This is a genomic window from Christiangramia qingdaonensis (assembly GCF_048381525.1).
In the GTDB taxonomy this organism is placed as follows: Bacteria; Bacteroidota; Bacteroidia; order Flavobacteriales; family Flavobacteriaceae; genus Christiangramia.
The window spans coordinates 405,200-428,081 of the sequence record NZ_JBLWIM010000012.1; the positions used below are offsets into that span (position 1 = coordinate 405,200).

The 22,882-nt window shown below is 39.2% G+C and carries 20 protein-coding genes; 11 read left to right on the forward strand and 9 right to left on the reverse strand.

Going from position 1 to position 22,882, the window contains the following annotated elements; translation table 11 throughout:
• The 4 genes from ACNI3T_RS06745 to ACNI3T_RS06760 all read left to right on the forward strand — a co-directional run.
• A partial coding sequence (locus ACNI3T_RS06745) for a hypothetical protein (RefSeq protein ID WP_418227166.1) occupies nt 1–215 on the forward strand: 215 nt, incomplete at its 5' end.
• Between the two features lie 29 nt (nt 216–244).
• Nucleotides 245–487, forward strand: coding sequence for a putative signal transducing protein (locus tag ACNI3T_RS06750; protein ID WP_418227167.1), 243 nt, complete (start codon nt 245–247; stop codon nt 485–487).
• Nucleotides 488–1,001: 514 nt separating this feature from the next.
• Nucleotides 1,002–1,436, forward strand: a complete 435-nt coding sequence (gene rpiB / locus ACNI3T_RS06755; protein WP_418227168.1) for a ribose 5-phosphate isomerase B — start codon at nt 1,002–1,004, stop codon at nt 1,434–1,436.
• Nucleotides 1,437–1,438: 2 nt separating this feature from the next.
• Nucleotides 1,439–1,885 carry a GNAT family N-acetyltransferase gene (locus ACNI3T_RS06760; protein ID WP_418227169.1) on the forward strand — a complete coding sequence of 149 codons (447 nt, stop codon included), beginning with the start codon at nt 1,439–1,441 and terminating at the stop codon, nt 1,883–1,885.
• A gap of 2 nt (nt 1,886–1,887) precedes the next feature.
• Here the strand turns inward: ACNI3T_RS06760 and ACNI3T_RS06765 are convergent, their stop codons facing one another.
• The 5 genes from ACNI3T_RS06765 to ACNI3T_RS06785 form a co-directional block, all read right to left on the reverse strand.
• Nucleotides 1,888–3,516: a S41 family peptidase gene (locus tag ACNI3T_RS06765; RefSeq protein WP_418227170.1), complete on the reverse strand. Its 1,629-nt coding sequence runs from the start codon at nt 3,514–3,516 to the stop codon at nt 1,888–1,890.
• Nucleotides 3,500–3,889, reverse strand: a complete 390-nt coding sequence (gene rnpA, locus ACNI3T_RS06770) for a ribonuclease P protein component (protein WP_418227171.1) — start codon at nt 3,887–3,889, stop codon at nt 3,500–3,502. Before rnpA ends, ACNI3T_RS06765 begins: the two co-directional genes overlap by 17 nt.
• A 77-nt stretch (nt 3,890–3,966) precedes the next feature.
• Nucleotides 3,967–5,862, reverse strand: coding sequence for a M1 family metallopeptidase (locus tag ACNI3T_RS06775; protein ID WP_418227172.1), 1,896 nt, complete (start codon nt 5,860–5,862; stop codon nt 3,967–3,969).
• Between the two features lies 1 nt (nt 5,863).
• Nucleotides 5,864–7,549 (reverse strand): S8 family peptidase, encoded by a 1,686-nt coding sequence (locus tag ACNI3T_RS06780; RefSeq protein WP_418227173.1) that lies wholly within the window; start codon nt 7,547–7,549, stop codon nt 5,864–5,866.
• Between the two features lie 7 nt (nt 7,550–7,556).
• Nucleotides 7,557–8,420, reverse strand: coding sequence for an MBL fold metallo-hydrolase (locus ACNI3T_RS06785; protein ID WP_418227174.1), 864 nt, complete (start codon nt 8,418–8,420; stop codon nt 7,557–7,559).
• 167 nt (nt 8,421–8,587) lie between these two features.
• On the opposite strand from ACNI3T_RS06785, the gene ACNI3T_RS06790 reads away from it, so the two are divergent.
• Nucleotides 8,588–10,459 (forward strand): cation:proton antiporter, encoded by a 1,872-nt coding sequence (locus tag ACNI3T_RS06790; protein WP_418227175.1) that lies wholly within the window; start codon nt 8,588–8,590, stop codon nt 10,457–10,459.
• Here ACNI3T_RS06790 and ACNI3T_RS06795 read toward each other — a convergent pair whose 3' ends face one another.
• Complete coding sequence (locus ACNI3T_RS06795; RefSeq protein ID WP_418227176.1) at nt 10,460–11,218, reverse strand: YebC/PmpR family DNA-binding transcriptional regulator; 759 nt, start codon at nt 11,216–11,218, stop codon at nt 10,460–10,462.
• Nucleotides 11,219–11,480: 262 nt separating this feature from the next.
• A complete protein-coding gene (lepA, locus tag ACNI3T_RS06800) occupies nt 11,481–13,277 on the reverse strand; it encodes a translation elongation factor 4 (protein WP_298527014.1) in 1,797 nt (598 codons plus the stop codon).
• A gap of 197 nt (nt 13,278–13,474) precedes the next feature.
• Between lepA and murQ the strand changes: the two genes are divergently transcribed.
• The 5 genes from murQ to dusB all read left to right on the forward strand — a co-directional run bounded on the left by murQ (nt 13,475) and on the right by dusB (nt 20,717).
• The gene (murQ, locus tag ACNI3T_RS06805) at nt 13,475–14,296 is read left to right on the forward strand and encodes an N-acetylmuramic acid 6-phosphate etherase (protein ID WP_418227177.1); all 822 of its coding nucleotides are present in this window, start codon (nt 13,475–13,477) and stop codon (nt 14,294–14,296) included.
• On the forward strand, nt 14,296–15,903 hold the full coding sequence (locus ACNI3T_RS06810) for a glycoside hydrolase family 10-like protein (protein ID WP_418227178.1): 1,608 nt from the start codon (nt 14,296–14,298) through the stop codon (nt 15,901–15,903). Before murQ ends, ACNI3T_RS06810 begins: the two co-directional genes overlap by 1 nt.
• Nucleotides 15,904–15,905: 2 nt before the next feature.
• Nucleotides 15,906–17,111, forward strand: a complete 1,206-nt coding sequence (locus ACNI3T_RS06815; RefSeq protein WP_418227179.1) for an NlpC/P60 family protein — start codon at nt 15,906–15,908, stop codon at nt 17,109–17,111.
• Between the two features lie 157 nt (nt 17,112–17,268).
• Nucleotides 17,269–19,674: an outer membrane beta-barrel protein gene (locus ACNI3T_RS06820; protein WP_418227180.1), complete on the forward strand. Its 2,406-nt coding sequence runs from the start codon at nt 17,269–17,271 to the stop codon at nt 19,672–19,674.
• Nucleotides 19,675–19,724: 50 nt separating this feature from the next.
• Nucleotides 19,725–20,717, forward strand: a complete 993-nt coding sequence (gene dusB, locus ACNI3T_RS06825) for a tRNA dihydrouridine synthase DusB (RefSeq protein WP_322301573.1) — start codon at nt 19,725–19,727, stop codon at nt 20,715–20,717.
• On the opposite strand, the gene ACNI3T_RS06830 is transcribed toward dusB, so the two are convergent.
• Together ACNI3T_RS06830 and rbfA are read right to left on the reverse strand one after the other, a co-directional pair.
• Entirely contained in the window at nt 20,718–21,920 is a 1,203-nt protein-coding gene (locus ACNI3T_RS06830) for an ABC transporter permease (RefSeq protein ID WP_418227181.1), read from the reverse strand.
• Nucleotide 21,921: 1 nt separating this feature from the next.
• A complete protein-coding gene (gene rbfA / locus ACNI3T_RS06835; RefSeq protein WP_141876398.1) occupies nt 21,922–22,317 on the reverse strand; it encodes a 30S ribosome-binding factor RbfA in 396 nt (131 codons plus the stop codon).
• A gap of 100 nt (nt 22,318–22,417) precedes the next feature.
• Between rbfA and mce the strand changes: the two genes are divergently transcribed.
• Nucleotides 22,418–22,816: a methylmalonyl-CoA epimerase gene (mce, locus tag ACNI3T_RS06840; protein ID WP_418227182.1), complete on the forward strand. Its 399-nt coding sequence runs from the start codon at nt 22,418–22,420 to the stop codon at nt 22,814–22,816.
• Nucleotides 22,817–22,882: the final 66 nt, after the last annotated feature.

Below are 22,882 nucleotides of genomic sequence, written 5' to 3' on the forward strand. Positions count from 1 at the left end.
TAACATTAGCAATCAGTTCATCATCTAAATTTGCTAACATCATGAAACTACATAGGTCTTCATCTTATACAGTTGTCTTTATTCTTATCTTTTTGATCGGACTTATAATTTTTGTGACCATAATCAATAAATCCCTAAACGAAAAAAGTGATCTTCTGAATACTACTTCTACAGAAAATCCTGTAACTACTTTAGTATCTGCTTCTAACGATTAATACGTATCTTAGGGAACTAATTTTTTCCGATGAAAGACTACGTTTGCCTGGCAACTTTTACATATCCGCACGAGACTTTAATTCTAAGATCCAGATTTACGGATGAAAATATTATGCATTATTTTCAAAATGAAACACTGGTAGGTTTAATTCCTTTTAGTTCTTCTGCTTTTGGCGGAATCAAACTTATGGTGCATCCACAAGATGTCTCAAAAGCAAAAGAGATCCTTGACTCCTTCAATGACAAATCTTCTTCGCTACGCATCGTATAGTTATGAACAGTATATAGTATTATTATCTTTTCTTCTTTTTTAAAAAAATTAAATGATGGTATATGATGGCTTGTTAATTTGTACAACAATTTTACTTCAACTTCCTTGGTATTTCAGTTATAATTATTTGATAACAGTTTATCAACAACACTGTTAATAGCTAACTATTTGATACACTAGTGGTTTTAAGATTTACTTAACAGAAGTTCTTAATTTTTATTAAGGTCTGTTTATTGAAAAGTTTACTATCAACAATTGTCAACAACCGATTTTTAAGTGCTCATAACTTGAAAAGAAAAAACCTACTTATAATTTGGATTTTTAATATTGATTCGAGTATTGTTATAAAAATCTTAAAAAGCAAATTTCTTTATCATTAAATCATCAGATGTTTTACACAATTATATGTGGATTTTAAAGTACTGAAAATGAGTTAAAACCTGAAAGTAATTAACAACGGGTTTTAAGCTTCTTAACTGCTTGTTTTTTTAACTTTGTCACAAACAACTCAACTATGAAAATATCGATAGGAAACGACCATGCAGGTACTGGTTATAAACAAATGATCCAAACTGCCCTGGAAAGAGAAGGTCACAAGCTTACCAATTATGGAACAAATGAAGAGGATAGTGTAGACTACCCAGATTTTGTTCATCCAGTAGCAAATGATGTGGAAAATGGAAATGCAGATCTCGGTATCATTATATGTGGTAGTGGAAATGGTGCTAACATGACTGCTAATAAGCATCAGGGTGTGCGCTCTGCTTTATGCTGGACCGTTGAGATAGCGAAGCTTGCGCGGGAACACAACAATGCGAATATTCTTAGTATTCCTTCCCGTTTTGTTTCTGAAGAGCTTGCAACAGAGATGGTGGAAGCATTTCTGAATACAAAATTCGAAGGTGGCCGTCATCAAAGAAGAATAGACAAGATTCCGGCAACTAAATAATTATGGAATTGAATATTGAAATCAAAAAGTTCAGCGAACTGAGTCTCGCTGAACTTTATGCTATTTTACAACTACGTTCTGAAGTTTTTGTCGTGGAACAGGATTGTGTATACCAGGATATTGATGGTAAGGATGCTGAAGCTTTACATGTTCTGGGTACTAAAAACGGGAAGATCGTAGCTTATACTCGATGTTTTGCCCCCGGATATTATTTTCCTGAAGCAGCTATTGGTCGTGTGATCGTAAAAGAATCTGAAAGAAAATATGGATATGGACACCAGATCATGAAAGCTTCTGCTACTGCTATTTTTGAAAATTATAATACTTCAAATATTAAACTTTCTGCACAGCAGTATTTGATCAAATTTTACGAATCTCATGGTTACCAAAGTATAGGCGAAGGCTACCTTGAAGATGGTATTCCACATATAGCCATGATCAAAGATTAGTATTACTTGAGGATCTCAGCGTATTTATTTTCGCTGTTCAGGATCTCTTTGGCTTTGGAAATTTCTGGATTGTTCACCGTATAATATTCATACAGGCCTTCTTTATAGAAATATCGCTTGATGATCTCGTCTTTAAGAAGGCTTATAATTTCAGGTTTTCTTAGTTCCAGTTCCTGCTTTTCATGTTGCTCCAGTTGTGATCTTATTCCTGAAGCTTCAAATTTCAATTCCAGATTTTCTTCTTCAGAGGTAGCAATTAATTCTTCCAGTTCCTTTTCCGTAGCAGTTACATAATTAAAACCAGATCCTTTCAGGTATACTTTGAATTCCTGAAAATCTGCATCGTTGAAATCAAAATCCTTCAGATCTTCTACCTTGTGTGAGTAATAATATTCCGTAGCATAATTAAAGATCGCATCCTGCAGTATTAATGCCTGCGTGATATCACCAAATTCGGAAGTTTCTAATTTTACATCTGGTAAAATTCCTCCACCATCATACACCTTACGCCCATTACGGGTATTAAATTCATTATAGTCTTCAACTTTGGTTCTAACTGCTCTGCCATTTTCATCCCGGCGACGATAATCCAGCGCCTGTATACATCTTCCACTCGGAGTGTAATACCTGGAAATGGTAATTTTAAGCTGAGTTCCATAGGCTAATTCCCGTGGTCTTTGTACCAACCCTTTTCCAAATGATCTTGCTCCAACGATCACTCCTCTATCCAGATCCTGCATTGCTCCGGCTACTATCTCGCTAGCAGAGGCGCTACGCCCGTTTACCAGCACGACCAAAGGTATTTTAGTATCTATAGGTTCTCTCTGCGTATAATAATCCTTATTATACTTTTCAATTGCAGATCGTGTGGTAACGATCAATTCATTTGCAGGAACAAAAATATTACTCACATTAATCGCTTCACTCAGTAATCCTCCCGGGTTTCCTCTTAGATCAAGAATGATCTTTTCAGCGCCCTGATTTTTTAGTTCTTTTAAAGCTCTGGATACTTCGGTTGAAGCTTTGGCATTAAACCTGGATAGAACGATATAACCAGTATTATCTTCGAGTAATTTGTAGAATGGCACTGCGCTAAGGTCTACAGATTCCCGTTTTAATGAAGTTTTCTGTTCCTTTCCCTGTCTTACAAAAGTAATTTCCACGGCAGTTTCAGAAGCGCCATTAAGCAGCTCTCCTGCATCTTCCTTAAAATCTGAAACTCGTATATCACCAATCTTAGTAATGAGATCTCCGGCTTTTAAACCCGCTTTATCTGCAGGATAATCCTTATAGGCTTCCACAATAGTAATTCCAGTAGCTCCATTTTTAACTGCAGCGCCAATCCCAGTGTATTCACCAGAATTATTGATCCTCGCTGCCTCCACATCCTGCTCATTCCAGTAATTGGTATATGGATCTAGATCTGTAAGCATCGATTTTATCGCAGAATCCATCAATTGTGCAGGATTTGTATCGTCAACATAATTCATATTGATCTCCTTGAAGAGCGTTGTGAAGATCTCTATCTGCTTAGCGATCTCGAAAAAATCTGATTTAAAACTTACAGTTCCTATGAAAATTCCTGCAAGAAGAACAGGTAAAAGGATAAGTTTCTTAAAGTTCTTTTTCATGAGTCGGCTGTTTTTCTGAAAAGTTCTTCAACAATTTGATCATATTCTTTTCCATTTTAGAATATTCGATCTCATCCCTGGAAATATATATGAACATAAAAGCATGAGAAATTGCAAGATCGCTGGTAACAAGGTACTTATTTTTTCTGAAAGCTTCGCGCATCAATCGTTTGATCCTATTGCGTTTTACTGCTGTTTTCACCAGTTTTTTAGGCACCGAAACTCCTGTTTTTAATTCTGGTTTATCTGAAGTCTGGATTGGTGCATAGATAAGTTTTAGCGGATAACTTTTCAGATTTCTACCTTCAGCAAAGAGCAGATCTATATGCTTTTTGCTTTTTAATTTTTCCAACTTTCCGAACCTCTGATCCATGTTTCAAAAGTACCAATACTTTCAAATAAAAAAACCCTTCCGTAGAGAAAGGGTTTTATAATATTTCCTGAAAGAGTTTATTCTTCACCTTCTTCTTCGGAAGATTCTCCGTCTTTGTTCCAAACGTTATCTGAAGGATTTACGTCTGCCATCATTTTTGAACTATCAATTTCTATAGTAGCAATGTCTTTGGCGGCATCAATTTCCAATTCATAGGTAGGGAATCCCCAGGCCCAGTCTTCAGCAACAGTTCTATCTTCACCATCACGTGCTTCTTTCTCCCAACGCATCATTTCCAATGGGATATAGTAGGTTTTCTTAGAACCATCGGCATAGGTTACATCAATATCTATAGGCATTGGCATCAATCCATTTCTTTTCAAAGTTACAGTTGCCTTGGTATCCTTCATTTCAACATCATCTATTGCGTAATCGATCGTATTGGTGGTTTGTGTCCAATCCATTAGGTACCAGTCCAGCTCTGCTCCAGAAACCTTTTCAGCAATTCTAATAAAATCGTTTGGAGTTGGATGCTTGAATTTCCATTCATCATAGTACCTGTTCAAGGTTTTTGAAAGATTCTCTTCACCTATGATGTATCCAAGTTGTGCAAGAAATACAGCTCCTTTAGAATAAGCAGAAGTTCCATAAAGGGCATTCAGTTCATACCTGTCGGCATGCGTAGATTGCGGTTGCTCTCTTCCTGAATTTGCCAGGTACTGGTATCCTCTGTAAGAACCAGTGTGCGGATTCTCCTTATTTTCTCCAAGGATTACATTTTCAGCTTCCGAAGAAATGTAGGAAGTAAAACCTTCATCCATCCACTCGTGTTTACTTTCATTAGTAGCCATTAAATGTTGAAACCATGCATGCGCCATTTCGTGAGCAGTAACGCCAACAAGACTTCCAAAAGAACGTTCACCAGTGATTAGAGTAAGCATTGCATACTCCATTCCACCGTCTCCACCCTGAACTACAGAGTATTGATCCCATGGATATGGTCCAATATGTTCGTTGAAATACAGAAGTAATTCTGCTGTTTTTGGCTGAAGATTTTTCCAGTTCTCTTTGATATCTTCATTGTCTTTATAAAGGAAATGCAGTACAGTACCATCTTCAGCAACTAACTTGTCATGGATATAGTCAGGATCTGCTGCCCAGGTAAAATCATGAACTTTAGGTGCTTTAAAATGCCAGGTTAGCTTGTCCCCTTTTTTTCTATTTACTTTAGTCCCCTCTTCTTCGTAGTTGTATCCAATTTCCTGAGGATTTTGAAGATATCCTGTACTTCCAAGTATATAATCCTTATCGATACTGATCTTCACATCAAAATCTCCCCATACGCCATGAAATTCACGGGCGATATAAGGATCTGCATGCCATCCCTGGAAGTCATATTCTGCCAGTTTAGGATACCACTGACTCATAGAAAGCGCTACACCTTCAGAACTGTTTCTACCAGATCTTCTAATCTGTTCCGGTATCTGCCCTTCAAATTCCATGTTGAACTTTACTTTTTTACCAGGAAGAATTGGCTGGGCAAGTTCTACCTCCAGAACGGTTCCAACTTCTTCGTAATCTAATGAAGTTCCATCCTGAGTTAGAGAGTTTACTCTCAAATAACCAATTTGATCTTCAGAAAGATCACTTATACGGCTTACCCTTTTTGGTTCTTCCTCAGTACCTTCATTTCTAACCATTCTACCATCAGGATCTGCAATACTTTCCAGTCTTGCATTCATTTCTGAACCTGGTTGAAAGGCATTAAAATATAGGTGATAGAAAACTCGGTTAAGAGTGTCTGGGGAATTGTTGGTATAGGTCAATTCCTGGGTTCCGGTGAATTTAAAATTTTCCACATTTACATCCACATCCATTTTGTAATCTACATGCTGCTGCCAGTAGGAAGTGTTGTTCTGTGCCTGAATTACTCCGGCGGTAAGTAGTATTAAGCTGAAAAAAATATTCTTCATTCTAGTTATTTTTTGAAATTTGATCTGCTAAAATTAAGGCGTTATATAGGTTGGCCATTTTTCCTGAAGTTGAAATAGTCTGGAATTTTTTAGTATTGCTGGTATCTCCTCCCAGCACTACAGTTGCTTTTGTAGAAATACCACTATCCATAATAATTTGTTTTACCTGTCCCGCAGATAATTTTGGGTAATAACCTCTTATGATCGCCGCGATCCCTGCAACTGCTGGTGACGCCATGGAAGTTCCCTGAAGATACTCGTATGTATCGTTTGGAGTTGTAGACCAGATCTTGGTTCCAGGTGCGAAAACATCTACGTTGGTAGCTCCATAGTTAGAAAATGTTGCGATAAGATTCGCTCCGTATTCATAATTCAAAGCACCAACCGTTAAAAAGTTATCACTGATCTCTGTAGTTTCCTGCGGATTTTGGTCGTTAGGATAAACTCTCTTTTTGTCGAGGTCTATTCCCTCATTTCCAGCCGCATTTACGATGAGAACATCATTATCTGCTGCATATTTTATAGCATCGATCACCCATTCCGGATTTTGAGAAAAGTATTTTCCAAAACTGGTATTAATCACTTTCGCACCATTATCTACGGCATAACGAATTCCCAGTGCGATATCTTTATCATATTCATCACCATCTGGCACAGCTCTTACCGCCATGATCTTTGCATTGCTGGCAACTCCTTTAAGTCCTACGGAATTATTTCTGTTAGCTGCAATGATCCCGGCAACGTGCGTTCCGTGTTTAGCATCTTCTTTCTTTGGATCTGGTCCTGAAACTTTATTGTTTCCGTAGTTAGTGTCAGTAATATCATAAGGGTCGTCACCCACAACAGCTCTACCATCCAGGTCAAGGTTGAAATGAGTATCAAGACGGCCGCCAAAGTATTCTACACCATCATTGATCTCTTTGATCACTTCTGGTATACTCTCGTTCACGTTGCTTTGCATTTGCCCAACGATCATTTTTGCCTGTTGCAGTTCCTGGGTTTCAGGTTTGAAATCCAACACCTGCTTTTTAGTATAATCTTCAGTTCCAAGGGCTTTTGTCATGGCCGCATGTGCATTTTTGACCTGCTGTAGGATCTGGGTATACTGCTGCTGAGTTTGCTGAGCTTCCTGGTATTCCTTATCGTATTCTTTTTTAGCTTCCAGGTACATATTGTATTCCTCCCTGTCTGCATTGCTTATGCTACTCTGGGATTTCCCTTCATATTTGGGTTTTAAACGCTTAATGATACGAGTAAACTCCATGTTTTCTTCCACGGCATCACCCAGAAAGTTCCAACCATGCACATCATCAATAAAACCGTTGTTATCATCATCTTTTCCGTTACCAGCGATCTCGTCCTCATTAGTCCAGATCACCCCTTGCAAATCTTCATGTGTAATATCTATACCGCTGTCCACAACTCCTACGATAACCGTTGAAGGTTTGTTGTTTTTGATTATTTCAGCATAGGCTCTGTCCACGCTCATTCCCGGAATAGTATCTCTGGAAAGATCTGAATTGGTCCAGTCCTTTAGCTGGGCATCTGTTAGCTCCTGTACTTTTAAAGGAATAGAATCAATATTGCTTACCGGTGTGGAAACTACTCTTGGAGCAGTACTGCTACATGCAGTTAAAGCGCCGGCTGCCAGGATGGTCAGCAACGGCTTATAAACAGGTATTCTCATAGTTATTTTAATTGAATAATTCGTTGAAGGTATAAGTCTGATCGTGTCTTACCCCTTTTTCGGTATTTTTTAGAGTTATTATTTCATTGTGAGCATCATGCTCCATGAACAGGTAATAATTTTCGTTTGCTGCTGTTTGTAGAAATTTCTCTTTTTCAGCAAGAGTTAAAAGTGGTCTGGTGTCGAAGCCCATCACATAAGGCAAGGGAATATGTCCCACGGTAGGAAGAAGATCTGCCATAAAAACCAGTTTCTTACCCTTATAGTCAATATGCGGGATCATTTGCTTATCTGTATGTCCATCTACCAGAAGTGATTCGAAGCCAAGGTGATTTGCTTTGCAAAATTCACTGCTTCCCTCCCGCTCCACAAAATGAAGTTTTCCGCTTTGTTCCATAGGAAGAATATTTTCCTTCAGAAATGATGCTTTTTCACGAGCATTTGGATTCGTAGCCCATTCCCAGTGATCTTTATTGCTCCAGAACCTGGCATTTTTGAATGCCGGTTCATATCCTGTGCGCTCTTTATTCCACTGTATACAACCTCCACAATGGTCAAAATGCAGGTGAGTCATAAAAATATCTGTGATGTCATCACGATGAAAACCATGTTCCTTAAGTGAGCTGTCAATACTATGATCTCCCCATGGATAGTAATAGCTAAAGAATTTCTCACTTTGCTTATCACCCATTCCGGTATCAATTAGAATAAGTTTATCACCATCCTCAATGAGCAAACAACGGGCAGCGATATCTATCATATTATTCGAGTCGGCAGGATTGGTGCGGGTCCAGAGACTTTTCGGGACCACTCCAAACATAGCTCCACCATCTAATTTAAAATTTCCGGCTTGTATAGGATAAAGGGTCATTCAGAATAAATTTGAAGATTTCTCCGCAAAATAGAAAATCTCATAGCTAATTCGAATTATTTTCTAAATGATTTAACAGGCGCTCAATAATGTTAGGCTTTTAATAATAAGCTTTCATAGTAAAACATTTTTAATATTTTTAGCAATCGTAAGCAAATACAGAATCTATGGTTGAATTGGCAGGAATAGTGATCCTTGGGATATTGGCACAGTGGGCAGCATGGCGATTTAAGATCCCCGCCATTTTACCATTGATCCTGGTTGGCCTTGCAGTAGGTCCAATTTCTACTTTTTTTACTGAAGATGGTTCCAAGATCATTGAACCTATCTGGAATGGAGAATCCGGATTATTTCCGGGTGAAAGCCTATTCTACTTCGTTTCCCTGGCGATCGGGATCATACTTTTCGAAGGTGGTTTAACGCTGCGGAAGGGTGAAATTCTTAATGTTGGCCCGGTGATCATCAAGTTGATAACCATAGCCGTGATCGTTACTTTCTTTGGAGCCGGTGTAGCAGCATACCTGATATTTGACCTTAGCTGGCAGATATCGTTCTTATTCGCGGCACTTATTATTGTAACCGGTCCTACCGTTATTACCCCTATTCTTCGGAATATTCCTTTAAAATCTGATATCTCAACTATTCTGAAATGGGAAGGGATCCTAATCGATCCTATTGGTGCCCTTGTAGCGGTATTGATGTTCGAGTTTATTAGCGCTGGTACTGGAACCGAATTTACAGAAACAGCATTGATAGAATTTGGAAAGATCGTTCTTTTTGGATTTACCTTTGGATTCACCTTTGCTCATGCTCTGGCCTTTGCCATCAAAAAGAACGTGATCCCTCATTATTTACTGAATGTACTAACGCTGGCTACCGTGCTGGGAGTTTTTGTACTGGCAGATCTTTTCGCTCATGAAAGCGGACTTTTAGCCGTGGTAGTAATGGGAATGGTGATGGGGAATATTAACCTTCCAAACCTGAAAGAATTACTTTATTTTAAAGAATCTCTAAGCGTACTGCTTATTTCGATCCTGTTCATACTTCTCGCTGCGAATATCAATGTAGAAGACCTGATGCTGGTGTATGACGTCAAAGCTTTGATCCTGTTTGCTACCGTGGTACTCATCGTTAGACCACTGGGTGTATTTGTGAGTAGTATAGGCTCATCACTAAAATTCAACGAAAAACTATTTATAAGCTGGGTTGGACCTCGTGGTATCGTAGCCGCAGGTATCGCTTCTCTCTTCGGAATTGAACTTTCTAATCAAGGCGTTCCTGGAGCAGAATATATCACTCCGCTTGTATTCATGATCGTACTGGGAACTGTTCTTCTCAATGCCACCACAGCAAGGTTATTCGCTCAATTGGTAGGAGTATTTCTGAAGAATTCTCAGGGAATCTTAATCATTGGAGCATCTACAATCTCAAGATTGATTGGTAGTTATCTGAAGAAGAACAATCGACATGTGGTCTTGGTTGATAGTAATGGCGCAAACATTAAGAAAGCACAGGAACTTGGATTGGATGCGATCCAGGAAAATGTTTATTCAGATGATCTTATCAATAATATTGAATTAAGTGATATCGGTTATTTAATGGCCATGACTGGAAATACGGAAGTAAACCTGAATGCCATTGAAAAGTTCAGAAAACATTTTGGAGAAAATGGATCTTTTAGAGTAGTTTCTTCAGATGAAATGTATGATCCTGAAAACAATCCTAAAGAGGGACTGTTCTCGCAAACTGACGATTATATTAAGCTAACAAACCTTGCCAGAAAATATCCTTCTATTCATGAAATTGAACTGAATTCCAAGGAGCACTACGAAGGGCTTATAGAGATTAGTAAAACCGATTCTGATATCATTCCACTATTTGTAAAAGATGAGGAAGGAGAGCTTAGTATTATTCCTTCTAACAGTCTTGAGGTTGAGATCGAAGAAGGTTTTATGATGGTTTATCTTGGAAAGGAACTGGAAACCGGAGATAGTGAAGAAAAAGAGAATATCGAAAAGAATATTCAGGAGGAAGATTAATTACTCCTCCTCCATTTTCTCAATTAGTTCATCGGTCACCTCCAGTGTATGATATACGTTCTGAACGTCATCGTCATCTTCAAATTTTTCGATGAGATTCAGGATTTTGATAGCATCTTCCACAGGCAATTCAGTTGTATTTAAGGGTATACGCTGTACTTCAGAATTTTTTGGCTCTATTTTTAGTTCTTCAAGTTTCGATGACATCATTCCAAAATCATTGAAATCTGTATAAACTGTCAAATAATCGTCTTCCTTATTAAAACTTGATGCGCCACCTTCAATAAGCTCTAATTCCAGTTCTTCAAGTTCTATTTCGATATTTTCCTTTTCTAGTACAAAAACCCCTTTTTTATAGAAAAGAAACTCCAGAGAACCATTGGTCCCAAGACTTCCACCATTTTTGCTGAAAATGGAACGAACTGAAGCCACGGTTCTATTGGTATTATCTGTGGTAGCTTCTACAAAAATGGCTATTCCATTTGGTCCATAACCTTCAAACGTGACCATTTCATAATTATCGGCATCTGCACCACTCGCCTTCTTGATCGCACGTTCAATGGTATCCTTGGGCATATTTACGCCTTTGGCATTCTGGATGGCATTACGCAAGGCGGGATTAGCTTCAGGATCTGGTCCTCCGCCTTCTTTTACGGCAACTGTGATTTCTTTGATCGCCCTGGTGAACTGCTTCGCTCTTTTCTTATCCTGAGCTCCTTTACGATGTTTTATATTCGCCCATTTACTATGTCCAGCCATTTCTAGTCTTTAGTTTTTGGTTTGTAGTCGATAGAATTTCTACCGAGTAACTCATTATCACAAAAGTAAAAAAATGTCGTGGAATTAGGCTGAATAAGAAGACCTCACAAGTTTTTGAAACCTGTGAGGTCTATTTAATTTTTGCGTTAGGGATAGTAGTGGCAGCTTTTTGGAAGCCTTAGCTACCAAAAACTAGAACGGATAGCCCGCCGCCGACCCTGGGAGGCGAAACGCCCTAATAATAACTATAAAAAAGTTCTGACTAATCGTTCAGTTTAAGAACCGCCATAAATGCTTCCTGTGGAATTTCAACGTTTCCAACCTGTCTCATTCTCTTTTTACCTTTTTTCTGTTTTTCAAGAAGTTTACGTTTACGGGAAATATCACCACCATAACATTTCGCGGTAACATCCTTACGTAAAGCTTTTACAGTTTCACGGGCAATGATCTTCGCGCCAATAGCGGCCTGGATTGGAATATCAAATTGTTGTCTCGGGATCAATTCCTTCAGTTTTTCACACATTTTCTTTCCAATATCATACGCGTTATCCACGTGCAATAGTGCTGAAAGTGCATCTACCGTATTCGCATTAAGAAGTACATCTACTTTTACAAGTTTAGACTGGCGCATTCCAATTGGAGAATAATCGAAAGAAGCATAACCTCTGGAAACGGTTTTCAACCTGTCATAGAAGTCGAAAACAATCTCCGCTAAAGGCATGTCGAAAGTTAATTCAACACGTTCTGTAGTAAGATAAGTCTGATTAGTAATTTCTCCACGCTTTTCAATACATAGAGACATTACATTCCCAACATAATCTGATTTTGTAATGATCGTAGCTTTTATAAATGGCTCTTCAACCCTGTTTAATGTAGATGGTTCAGGAAGGTCAGACGGGTTATTTACCAGTAAAGCTTCATCTGGATTCTTATTGGTGTAAGCCTGGTAAGAAACGTTGGGAACCGTAGTAATCACGGTCATATCGAACTCACGTTCCAGTCTTTCCTGAATAATTTCCAGGTGTAACATTCCAAGGAATCCACAACGGAACCCAAAGCCTAAAGCTGCAGAACTTTCAGGAGTAAAAACCAGCGAAGCATCGTTTAGCTGTAATTTCTCCATGGAAGCTCTCAGTTCTTCGTAATCTTCAGTATCTACAGGATAAATTCCGGCGAAAACCATTGGTTTTACGTCTTCAAAACCTGCTACAGCTTCCGTAGTTGGATTTACGGCGCTGGTAATAGTATCACCAACTTTTACCTCGCGAGCATCCTTAATACCCGTGATGAGGTAACCAACATCACCGGTTTTGATCTCTTTTCGAGGAAATTGTTTTAAACGAAGTGTTCCCACTTCATCGGCATCATATGTTTTATTCGTCGCAACGAACTTGATCTTTTCACCTTTTTTAATAGATCCATTAATAACTCTAAAATAAGTTTCAACACCTCGAAATGGGTTGTAAACAGAGTCAAAGATCAATGCTCGAAGTGGAGCATCAACTTTTCCTGTTGGAGCAGGAATTCTGGAAATAATAGCATCAAGAATCTCTTTGATCCCGATACCAGTCTTTGCACTTGCCGGGATAACATCTGATGCATCGCAACCTAAAAGATCCACAATGTCATCTGTTACCACTTCCGGATTTGCACTGGGAAGATCCACTTTATTCAGTACCGGAATGATCTCAAGATCGTTTTCAAGAGCAAGATAAAGATTCGAAATAGTTTGAGCCTGAATACTTTGAGCTGCATCTACTACCAGTAAAGCACCTTCACAAGCAGCAATAGAACGGGATACTTCATATGAAAAATCCACGTGGCCGGGAGTGTCGATAAGGTTTAGTGTGTATTCTTCACCTTCATGAACATAATCCATTTGTATCGCATGAGACTTAATAGTGATCCCGCGTTCCCGTTCCAGGTCCATACTGTCCAGCAGTTGCTCCTGTTTTTCACGCTCGGTTACAGTCCCGGTAAAATCCAGCAGGCGATCTGCCAGTGTACTTTTCCCGTGATCGATATGCGCGATTATGCAAAAATTTCGAATGTTCTTCATCTCCAGTATTTGTATCCTTAGGCCTAAAAATTCAGGTAATTTTAAGACTACAAATATAATTGAATTAATAGTCTTATATAAAATTTCAAGTTTATGTTTGTTTCGCTGTGTGAAAGCATTCGATAATGCTATTTTAGAGCTTGTAAATTTCTTTGCTGAAGTCTATACTACAAAGGCATTGCATCAAAAAACTGACTATGGATTTCCTGAAACCCGATACTGAAAAGGCATCAAATTATGATCATCTCGAAAAGATGAATACTGCAGAACTTCTGAAGAATATCAACAAGGAAGATCAAACGGTGGCTGAAAGTGTGCAGAAAGTAATTCCTGCAATTGAAGTTCTGGTAGACAGCATCGTGGAAAAATTAGGAGCAGGAGGAAGGCTTTTTTATATTGGAGCTGGTACAAGCGGCCGGCTTGGGGTTCTGGACGCTTCAGAATGTCCGCCCACATTTGGGGTTGAGCCTGGAATCGTAATTGGTTTAATAGCCGGCGGTGATACTGCTTTGAGGAATGCTGTTGAAAATGCGGAAGATGATACGGAGCAGGCATGGAAAGATCTTCAACAATATAAGATCTCTTCAAGAGATGTCCTGGTAGGCATCGCTGCATCTGGAACCACGCCTTACGTGATTGGAGGAATTGAAAAAGCCAGAGAGAATAATATAATCACGGGATGTGTTACCTGTAGCTCCGGGAGTCCACTGGCCCAAGCTTCAGAATATCCGGTGGAAGTAATTACCGGACCAGAATTTGTAACGGGTAGCACACGTATGAAAGCAGGAACAGCACAGAAAATGGTGTTGAATATGATCACAACGTCTACCATGATCAGGTTAGGTAAAATCAAAGGAAATAAGATGGTAGATATGCAGTTATCCAACAAAAAGCTGGTGGGACGTGGAACCCAGATGATCATGGATGAATTGCATATAGGGGAACAGCAGGCTAAAGCTTTGTTATTAGAGCATGGCAGTGTGAGACTGGCAATCGCTAATTTTCAACAGAATAGTTAATGATCCAATCATTAAAATACTACAAATTATTATCGCTGGTTCTTCTGGTGTTTTTCGCATATTCCTGTAAATCCACCAAAAATGTTTCAGTAGCTGAAAAACAACCTGATACCATAGATACTTTGGTTCAGAAGGAGATTGATGAACCTGAGGTTTCAGAAGAAATTACAGAAAATACATTTATTCAACCACCGCTTGAAATAGCAGAATTTAGAGCAGCCTGGATCGCCACGGTTGCAAATATCAACTGGCCGAGTAAAGCAGGTTTACCTACTGCAGTACAGAAAAATGAAGCCCTGGAAATGCTTGATTTTCTTGAAGAAAATAATTTTAACGCGGTCATTTTACAGGTTCGGCCACAGGCTGATGCATTATATCAAAGCGAACTGGAACCATGGTCTTATTTTCTTACCGGCAAAAGTGGCAAGGCTCCAGAACCTTTTTACGATCCGCTTGAATTCTGGATAGAACAGGCTCATTTAAGAGGTCTGGAGCTCCATGTCTGGCTCAATCCATACCGGGCGCATCATACCACTGGTAAAGAGATTGGTGAAAAATCTATTGTAAAGACCAATCCTGAACTCGTAATGGAACTGAAGAACGGGATGTGGTGGATGGATCCAGGAAGTGAAAAGGTGCAGGAACATTCGGCTGCAGTAGTCATGGATATTGTGGAACGCTATGATATTGATGCCGTTCATTTTGATGACTATTTCTATCCGTATGCATCTTATAATGGTAAAAGCGGATTCCCGGATGATGTAAGTTACCAGAAATACCAAAGTAGTGGAGGTAAACTTTCCAGAGCCGATTGGAGGCGTAAAAATGTTAATGATTTTATCGAAAGGATTGCTGCTGAAATCAAAGCTGAAAAGTCTTTCGTAAAATTCGGGATTAGTCCGTTTGGGATTTGGAGACCTGGTTTTCCTGCAAGTATCAAAGGAATGGACCAATATGAAGAATTATACGCTGATGCTAAATTATGGCTGAATAAAGGCTGGATCGATTATTTCACTCCACAGCTTTATTGGCCCACGGCAAAAGTAGGCCAAAGCTTTCCGGTTTTACTGGGTTGGTGGGAATCTGAAAATGTAGTGGGAAGACATTTATGGCCGGGAATTAATCTTGCCCTGGATGAAGAAACACCAGGTGAAATTGCCTCACAGATTATGATATCCCGGGGAATTCTTCCGGATAGCCCAGGTGTGGTTCATTGGAACATTGGACCGCTGATGAAAAGTGAGAAACTAAGAAATTCTTTAAAAAACGGACCTTATCAACAAAATGCTTTGGTGCCAGCGAGTCCATGGTTATCTTCTGAAATTCCTGAAATTCCGCAGATCGAACTAGCTAAAACAGCTTCAGAATATACTATAAAGAATTCCAGTTTAGATGAGCACTTCAGGTGGGTGGTTTATTACCAGTACGAAAATAGCAGCTGGAATTACAAAATTTTGAATCAGGAACAGGATTTGCATTCGCTCCCAATTCAGAATAAAGACAACAGTAAATTGATCAAAATAGGGATTACTGCGGTAGATCGCACGGGAGCTCAAAGCAGTTTCCAGCAATATGATCTTCAAATCCTTGACCTTATAAAATCTTAATTATGAAAACCAGATCTATTATATATTTTCTAGCAGCAATTTTCTTCCTTTCCTGTGGTGAATCCAAAAAAGAATCGGCTAATACTGGTCAGATTCAAGAACTCGTAGAACAAACCAGAACTGAGTTTGCGCCAGACAAACGGGTAGCACTATTTGATATTTCTGCGGAAGAAGATAAGAACGGAATCATTCTTAAAGGTGAAACCAATTCAGAAGAAGCTAAAAATAGACTTTTATCAGATCTTGATTCGGCAGGGGTTAGTTATAAAGACAGTATTCAGGTTTTACCTTCCGAAGAATTGGGAGAAAAACTTTACGGGATCATTGATGTTTCTGTGGCTAACCTAAGAGGAGATAGCAAACATTCTTCTGAACTTGTCACTCAGGCCACGCTCGGAACTCCTGTTAAGATCTGGAAACGGACTGAAGAATGGTATTATATTCAAACTCCAGACGATTATCTTTCGTGGGTCGACCACGGAGGAATTACTACCATGAACGAAAGTGAATTTAATAACTGGAAAAATTCAGAAAAGATTATTTTTACAAAAGCTTACGGGAATTCCCATGCTAAGGCTGATCTTGATTCAAATCCCGTCACAGATCTGGTGACCGGTGCAGTCCTGGAATTTCTGGAAGATTCAGGAGATTTTTATAAAGTAAGATATCCCGATGGCAAAGAAGCCTATATTTTTAAAGATCATGCGAAGAATTACGGGGAATGGTTACAGAATTTGGAACCTGATGGTGAAAGCCTGACCCGGGTTTCAGAAAAGTTGATGGGGTTACCTTATTTATGGGGAGGAACTTCTGCGAAAGGAGTAGATTGTAGCGGATTCACCAAAACGATCTATTTCATGAATGGCGTGGTCATTCCCAGGGATGCTTCTCAACAGATCAAAGAGGGTACGCTCGTGGACGACGAATCAGATTTCAGCAAACTGGAAGTAGGGGATCTACTGTTCTTTGGTAGACCGGCAACAGATTCTACTTCGGAAAAAGTCGTACACGTAGGAATGTGGATTGGTAATAATGAATTTATTCATTCTTCGGGAGATGTTCATATTAGTAGTGTAGATGATAAAGCTGAAAATTTTGATGAATTCAACAAAAGCCGATACCTGAGAACTAAAAGATATCTGGATCAACAATCAAGTGGACTCAAATACTTGCAACAGCAGGATTTTTATACCGGTAATACAAAGTAATTTTAGGCGAAACAGTGCTTTGTCCGTTGATACTGCTAGGATTATTGAACAATTGCTAATTAATTTAGCTTCAGGTTGATATAAAAGCTTTTTCTTGCTAAAAATCACATAAAAGTTATATTTGCCCTTGTTACCAAACAAATCGAACTAACCAAACATGAATATTAGACCATCTCTAAGCATTTTACTTTGCTTTTTAAGTACGCTGGTATTTTCACAAAATGAACTTTCAGGAAAGTTAACCGACCTTAATAATGATCCACTTGCTTACGCGAATGTCATTCTTTTGAGCGCCCAGGATTCAGTATCTGTCGTCAAAGGAACGGTGAGTGAAGAGGATGGGAGCTTCTTGCTGAAGGATATTAAAGATGATAATTACGTACTAAAAATTACTTATGTAGGTTATGACGACCTGCTGAAGAAGATCAGGGTAAAAGGAGACACTAACCTTAAAACTTTAAAAGTTTCACCATCTTCAGGAGATCTTGATGAGGTAACGATTCAAGCCAGAAAACCAAGGATTAGCAGGGAAGTGGATCGTATCGTATTTGATGTGGAGAATTCTACTTTATCCTCTGGAAATACCTGGGATATATTAAAGAAATCACCGGGTGTGATCGATAACCAGGGACAACTAATGGTTCGAAATGCCGCAGTGCAGGTGTATTTAAATGATCGCAAGATCTATTTATCTGCTTCAGAATTGCAGACATTACTGGAATCTTATTCCGCAGAAAACATTAAATCTATTGAAATTATTACAAATCCACCTGCCAGGTATGATGCAGAAGGTGGAGCGATCCTGAATATTACGACTAGTAAAAGTATTACTCCGGGTTACAAGGGAAGTGTAGAAGGAACTTATACCCAGGCGATCTATTCGAAATATAAGATTGGAACCAGTCATTATTTCCAGGGTGATAAGGTGAACGTGTTTGCGAATTATAATTTTAGTCCGCGTAAGGATTATAAGAATGACGATTCCTATATCAATTTCATTCAGGATGGGCAGCCATTTTCCAGGTGGGACACAGATTTTACAAGGGAAACTACAAGCCAGGCTCATAACGCCAACGCTATCATAGATTTTGAACTTTCAGAAAAGAGCAATCTAAACTTTTCTGTAAATGCCAACTTTTCACCAAACCGTGAATTTGATAACGACGTAACGACCGAGATGAGAAATGCTTCCGGAGCACTTGATTCAACACTGGTAACAGATTCCGGGGTCTTTACAGATCAAAATAATGTGGCATTAAATCTCGATTATACCACCTCTTTTGATAATGGAGGAGATCTTTCCTTAAAAGCACATTATACAAGGTTTGACCAGGATCGTGAGCAAACTGTCTTTTCTCAATATTTTAATCCTCAGGGTCAACGTCTGGATGCACTTGAATTTGAAACCGATGCCAGCCAGGAAATCGATATATACACAGCGCAGGCAGATTATTCCACGACGATCGGGGAATCTGCTTTTGAAAGCGGGCTTAAATTTTCGTCCATAGAATCTGAAAGTGGGATCGAGTACATGAACGAGCGACGTTTGGTATCGCTGTATGATGAACTGGGAGATGTATTTTTATATGATGAAAATATCTATGCAGCTTATCTTTCTATAAGTCACGACTGGACGAAATGGAGTGGTAAATTAGGACTTCGTGGGGAATATACCGATAGAACAGGGGAGAGCATGAGTGTTGAAACTATCAATGATCGTGAATACTTTGAACTGTTTCCAACGGCATACCTGCAATATCGAGCATCAGACAATCATAGTTTTACGCTGGATTACAGCCGTAGAATTCAACGACCACGATATGAAAGTCTGAATCCATTCAGATACTTTCTGAATGAGACGAATTTCAACGCTGGAAACCCAAATCTTATCGCGTCCATTAGTAACAATTTTAATCTGAACTATACTTTAAATAATGCATGGTTCTTTGACTTCTATTACAAGGATCTTGGGGAAGCTCCGGAAGTCCTAGTATTTCAGGATAATCAGAACCTTACCATTCGTAATGTGAATCAGAATCTGCTGGATTCTAAATCCTATGGAATTGATATTTTTCATGGAACTTCTATCACAGATTTCTGGTATGCACAATTTTTTACATCGCTATTCCGTATGGAAAATACGTTGCTTGCCCTGGAGAGTAATAATGCTGAGGTAACGATAGAAGCTGAAGGTGTTCAGACATACGTCTATAATATCTTTACGTTGTCCCAGGATGGTACTTTTGAGGGAACTTTATTTGCACAATATCTTTCAGATTATCTATCCGGATCTTACAATCTGGAGCCAATGACCACTGTAAGTATTGGTTTAAGAAAGACCTTATGGGATAATAGAGCAGAGCTAAGTTTGAATGTGAATGATATATTTAATTCTACGAACACCCGCCTTACTTCAGAATATTTAAACCAGAGTAACAGTTTCTTTTCTTTTGCTGAAAACAGGAATGTCCAGATAGGTTTTAAATATAACTTCGGAAACTTCAGGCTGAGTGACAATCAGCGTACAATAGATGAAGCTGAAAGAGAACGATTAAGACCATAATTTTTACTTCGGGTTTATTTCTTAATTTTGCAGCATAAAACTGAAAAGCTTTGGCTAAAATTGGAAATATAGATGTAGGAGACTTCCCGTTGCTGTTGGCACCGATGGAAGATGTGAGTGATCCGCCATTTCGCGCATTATGCAAGGAACAGGGCGCAGATGTGGTGTATACTGAATTTATTTCTTCTGAAGGACTTATTCGCGATGCCGCGAAAAGTACCATGAAACTTGATATTTACGAAAAAGAACGACCAGTTGGTATCCAGATATTCGGGGCTAACCTGGAATCGATGTTACAGTCTGTTGAGATTGTTGAAAAGTCTGGTCCTGATATTATAGATATCAACTTTGGATGCCCGGTGAAAAAAGTGGTTTCTAAAGGCGCCGGAGCGGGAATTCTGAAAGATGTGGATTTAATGGTTTCTTTGACCGAAGCGATGGTAAAGCACACAAACTTACCAATCACGGTAAAGACACGTTTAGGTTGGGATCACGATTCTATAAAGATCCTTGAGGTTGCTGAAAGATTACAGGATGTTGGCTGCAAGGCTATTTCTATTCATGGTCGAACCAGAGCTCAAATGTACAAGGGCGAAGCCGACTGGAAGCCAATTGCACAGGTAAAGAATAATCCTCGTATGCATATTCCTGTTTTTGGAAATGGTGATGTGGATTCTCCAGAGAAAGCCATGCTAATGCGTGATGAATTTGGTCTTGATGGTGCAATGATTGGTCGTGCAAGTATTGGCTATCCATGGTTTTTTCGGGAAGTGAAGCATTATTTTGAGACCGGAAAACATATGGCACCTCCAACGCTGGAAGAACGCGTGGACGCGGCCAGACGACATTTACAGATGTCTATCGACTGGAAAGGAGAACGTCTGGGTGTTTTCGAAACCCGTCGTCATTATACGAACTATTTCAAAGGAATTCCGCACTTTAAGGAGTATCGTATGAAAATGGTAACCAGTGATGATTCTGTAGACGTATTTAAAGCTTTCGACGAGGTAGAGAAGGAGTTCGCAGGTTACGAATTCGCTTAATTACTTTAAAGCTTTCCTGGTAGTTCCTGCAGCAATATAGGACGCAATGAAACCAAGGGTAAAGATCGTAGCTACTACGATAATTACATTTTTCGCACGCATTTGTACAGGATACGGCAGGCTAGGAGTGATCATGACCAGGTCAAATTGCATTTGTAAAAGTATCAGGACAATGGCAAATCCAAGGCCTAAAAGTCCGCCCAGAACGGTCATCAACATTCCCTGGTAAAAAAAGATATTTCTTATTTGTCTGGTAGTAGCACCAAGACTATGCAGGGTCTTCATATTTTCCCGTTTATCCAGGATCATAACGATTATAGAACCTACCACATTAAATAACGCGATCGTAAGTACCAGTGTGAAAATTAGATAAACAAAGAGGTTTTCAGAATTTAGCATTTTGTTCAGTGCATCATTCAGTTCTTCACGGGTTTTGATCTGTACATTATCGCCAAGTACTGCAATTATCTCTTCTGAAATTCTGTCGAGATCTGCTTCCGAAGAAATCTTAAATTCCACGCCTGTCACCTCATCAGGCTGCATGCTTAGCAGATCACGGGCAAAATTGATATTGGTAAAAACATACTTTGAATCCAGCTCTTCATTAACACTGTAAACCCCACTAACAATGGTCTGCCGGGTGGAAAAAGCATTCTGGATATTGGTCATGGTTACCTGTCCCTTTCCCGGTTTGGGCACCATGATCTTCAGTAAATTCTGATAATTGAAAGTGCCAATATCAAGCAGGCGGGAAAGTCCGTTTCCAATAACCACCTGCGGCTCGCTTTTAGTTAGCCAGGTGCCAAAAACAATTGCACTATCGATCTTGTTGACCTGCTGGTAATTGGCATCAACACCTTTGATATATGCAGGGTTTGACTTCTGCTTGTAGCTAAGAATGACACGTTCTTCAATAACCTGAGTTAGCTCTTCGATTCCTTTAATTTTCAATAACCTGTCTTCCTGCTCTTCAGATAGCTGAATAATTTTTCCAATATCTGGTAAGGCTTTAAGATCGGGATCGAATTCGTTCGAAAAGGAAAGGCTGAAATCTCGTAGTCCTGAGAATCCGCTTAATACGATAAATAATGAAAATGCTCCTGCAAATACTCCAATTGCCGCGATAATGGTAATAATATTGATCGCATTGCTCTTGCTCTTAGTGAACAGGTAGCGTTTGGCAATGTAGAGTGGGAACTTCAACTTAAGATTTTTTCCTCTTGTCTAAAAGATCTGGATTGGATACAGGATCCTCTTTTCCCTTGATAGATTTCTCAATTCCGTCGATATATTCCAGAGAATCGTCTACAAAGAAACTAAGATCGGGCATTTTTCTTAGCTGATGCCTGGTTCGCTGAGCCATTTCATGCTTGATCTTATACTTGTTTTCATTGATTTCCTCAATGACTTCCTCCTGATGTTTAGAAGGGAAAATGCTAACGTATGCTTTGGCGATCGAGAGATCTGTAGTTACCCGAACTTTTGAAACTGAGATCAAAATTCCTGTACGCCCGCTTTCTCTTAGTGAGTTTTGCAGAATGTCTGCCAGGTCCTTCTGCAACAATCCACCTATCTTCTTCTGTCTATTTGTTTCTTCCATGCTACAAAAGTAAAATTTTTAACTGTGATTCTTCTTCATTCGTATGAATTTGAATAGTCTAAGCTGAAATATAGATATTTGTATCGCAAAATATAAATTCATGAAAAAGATAGAACATATAGGTATTGCTGTAAAAGATTTGGAAGCCGCTAACCGAACCTACAAAGCGATCTTAGGAGCAGAGCATTACAAAACCGAAGAAGTAGATGGGGAAGGTGTAAATACTTCTTTTTTTAAGATTGGTGATAGTAAGATAGAATTGCTTGCGGCGACCAGGGATGATAGTCCGATTGCAAAATTTCTGGAGAAGCGGGGAGAGGGCATACATCATATGGCCTTTCTGGTAGACGATATTGAAAAGGAGATAACCCGTTTAAAATCTGAAGGTTTCAGGTTGCTAAATGAAATGCCAAAACAGGGCGCCGATAATAAAATAGTAGCATTTATGCATCCTAAAGATGGTAACGGAGTCCTGGTTGAGCTCTGCCAGGAAAAATAGAATTAATTTGTTTGGTGCGTAAGAGGCAATTATCTAAATTTGCGCTCGCGATACGAATACGTATCA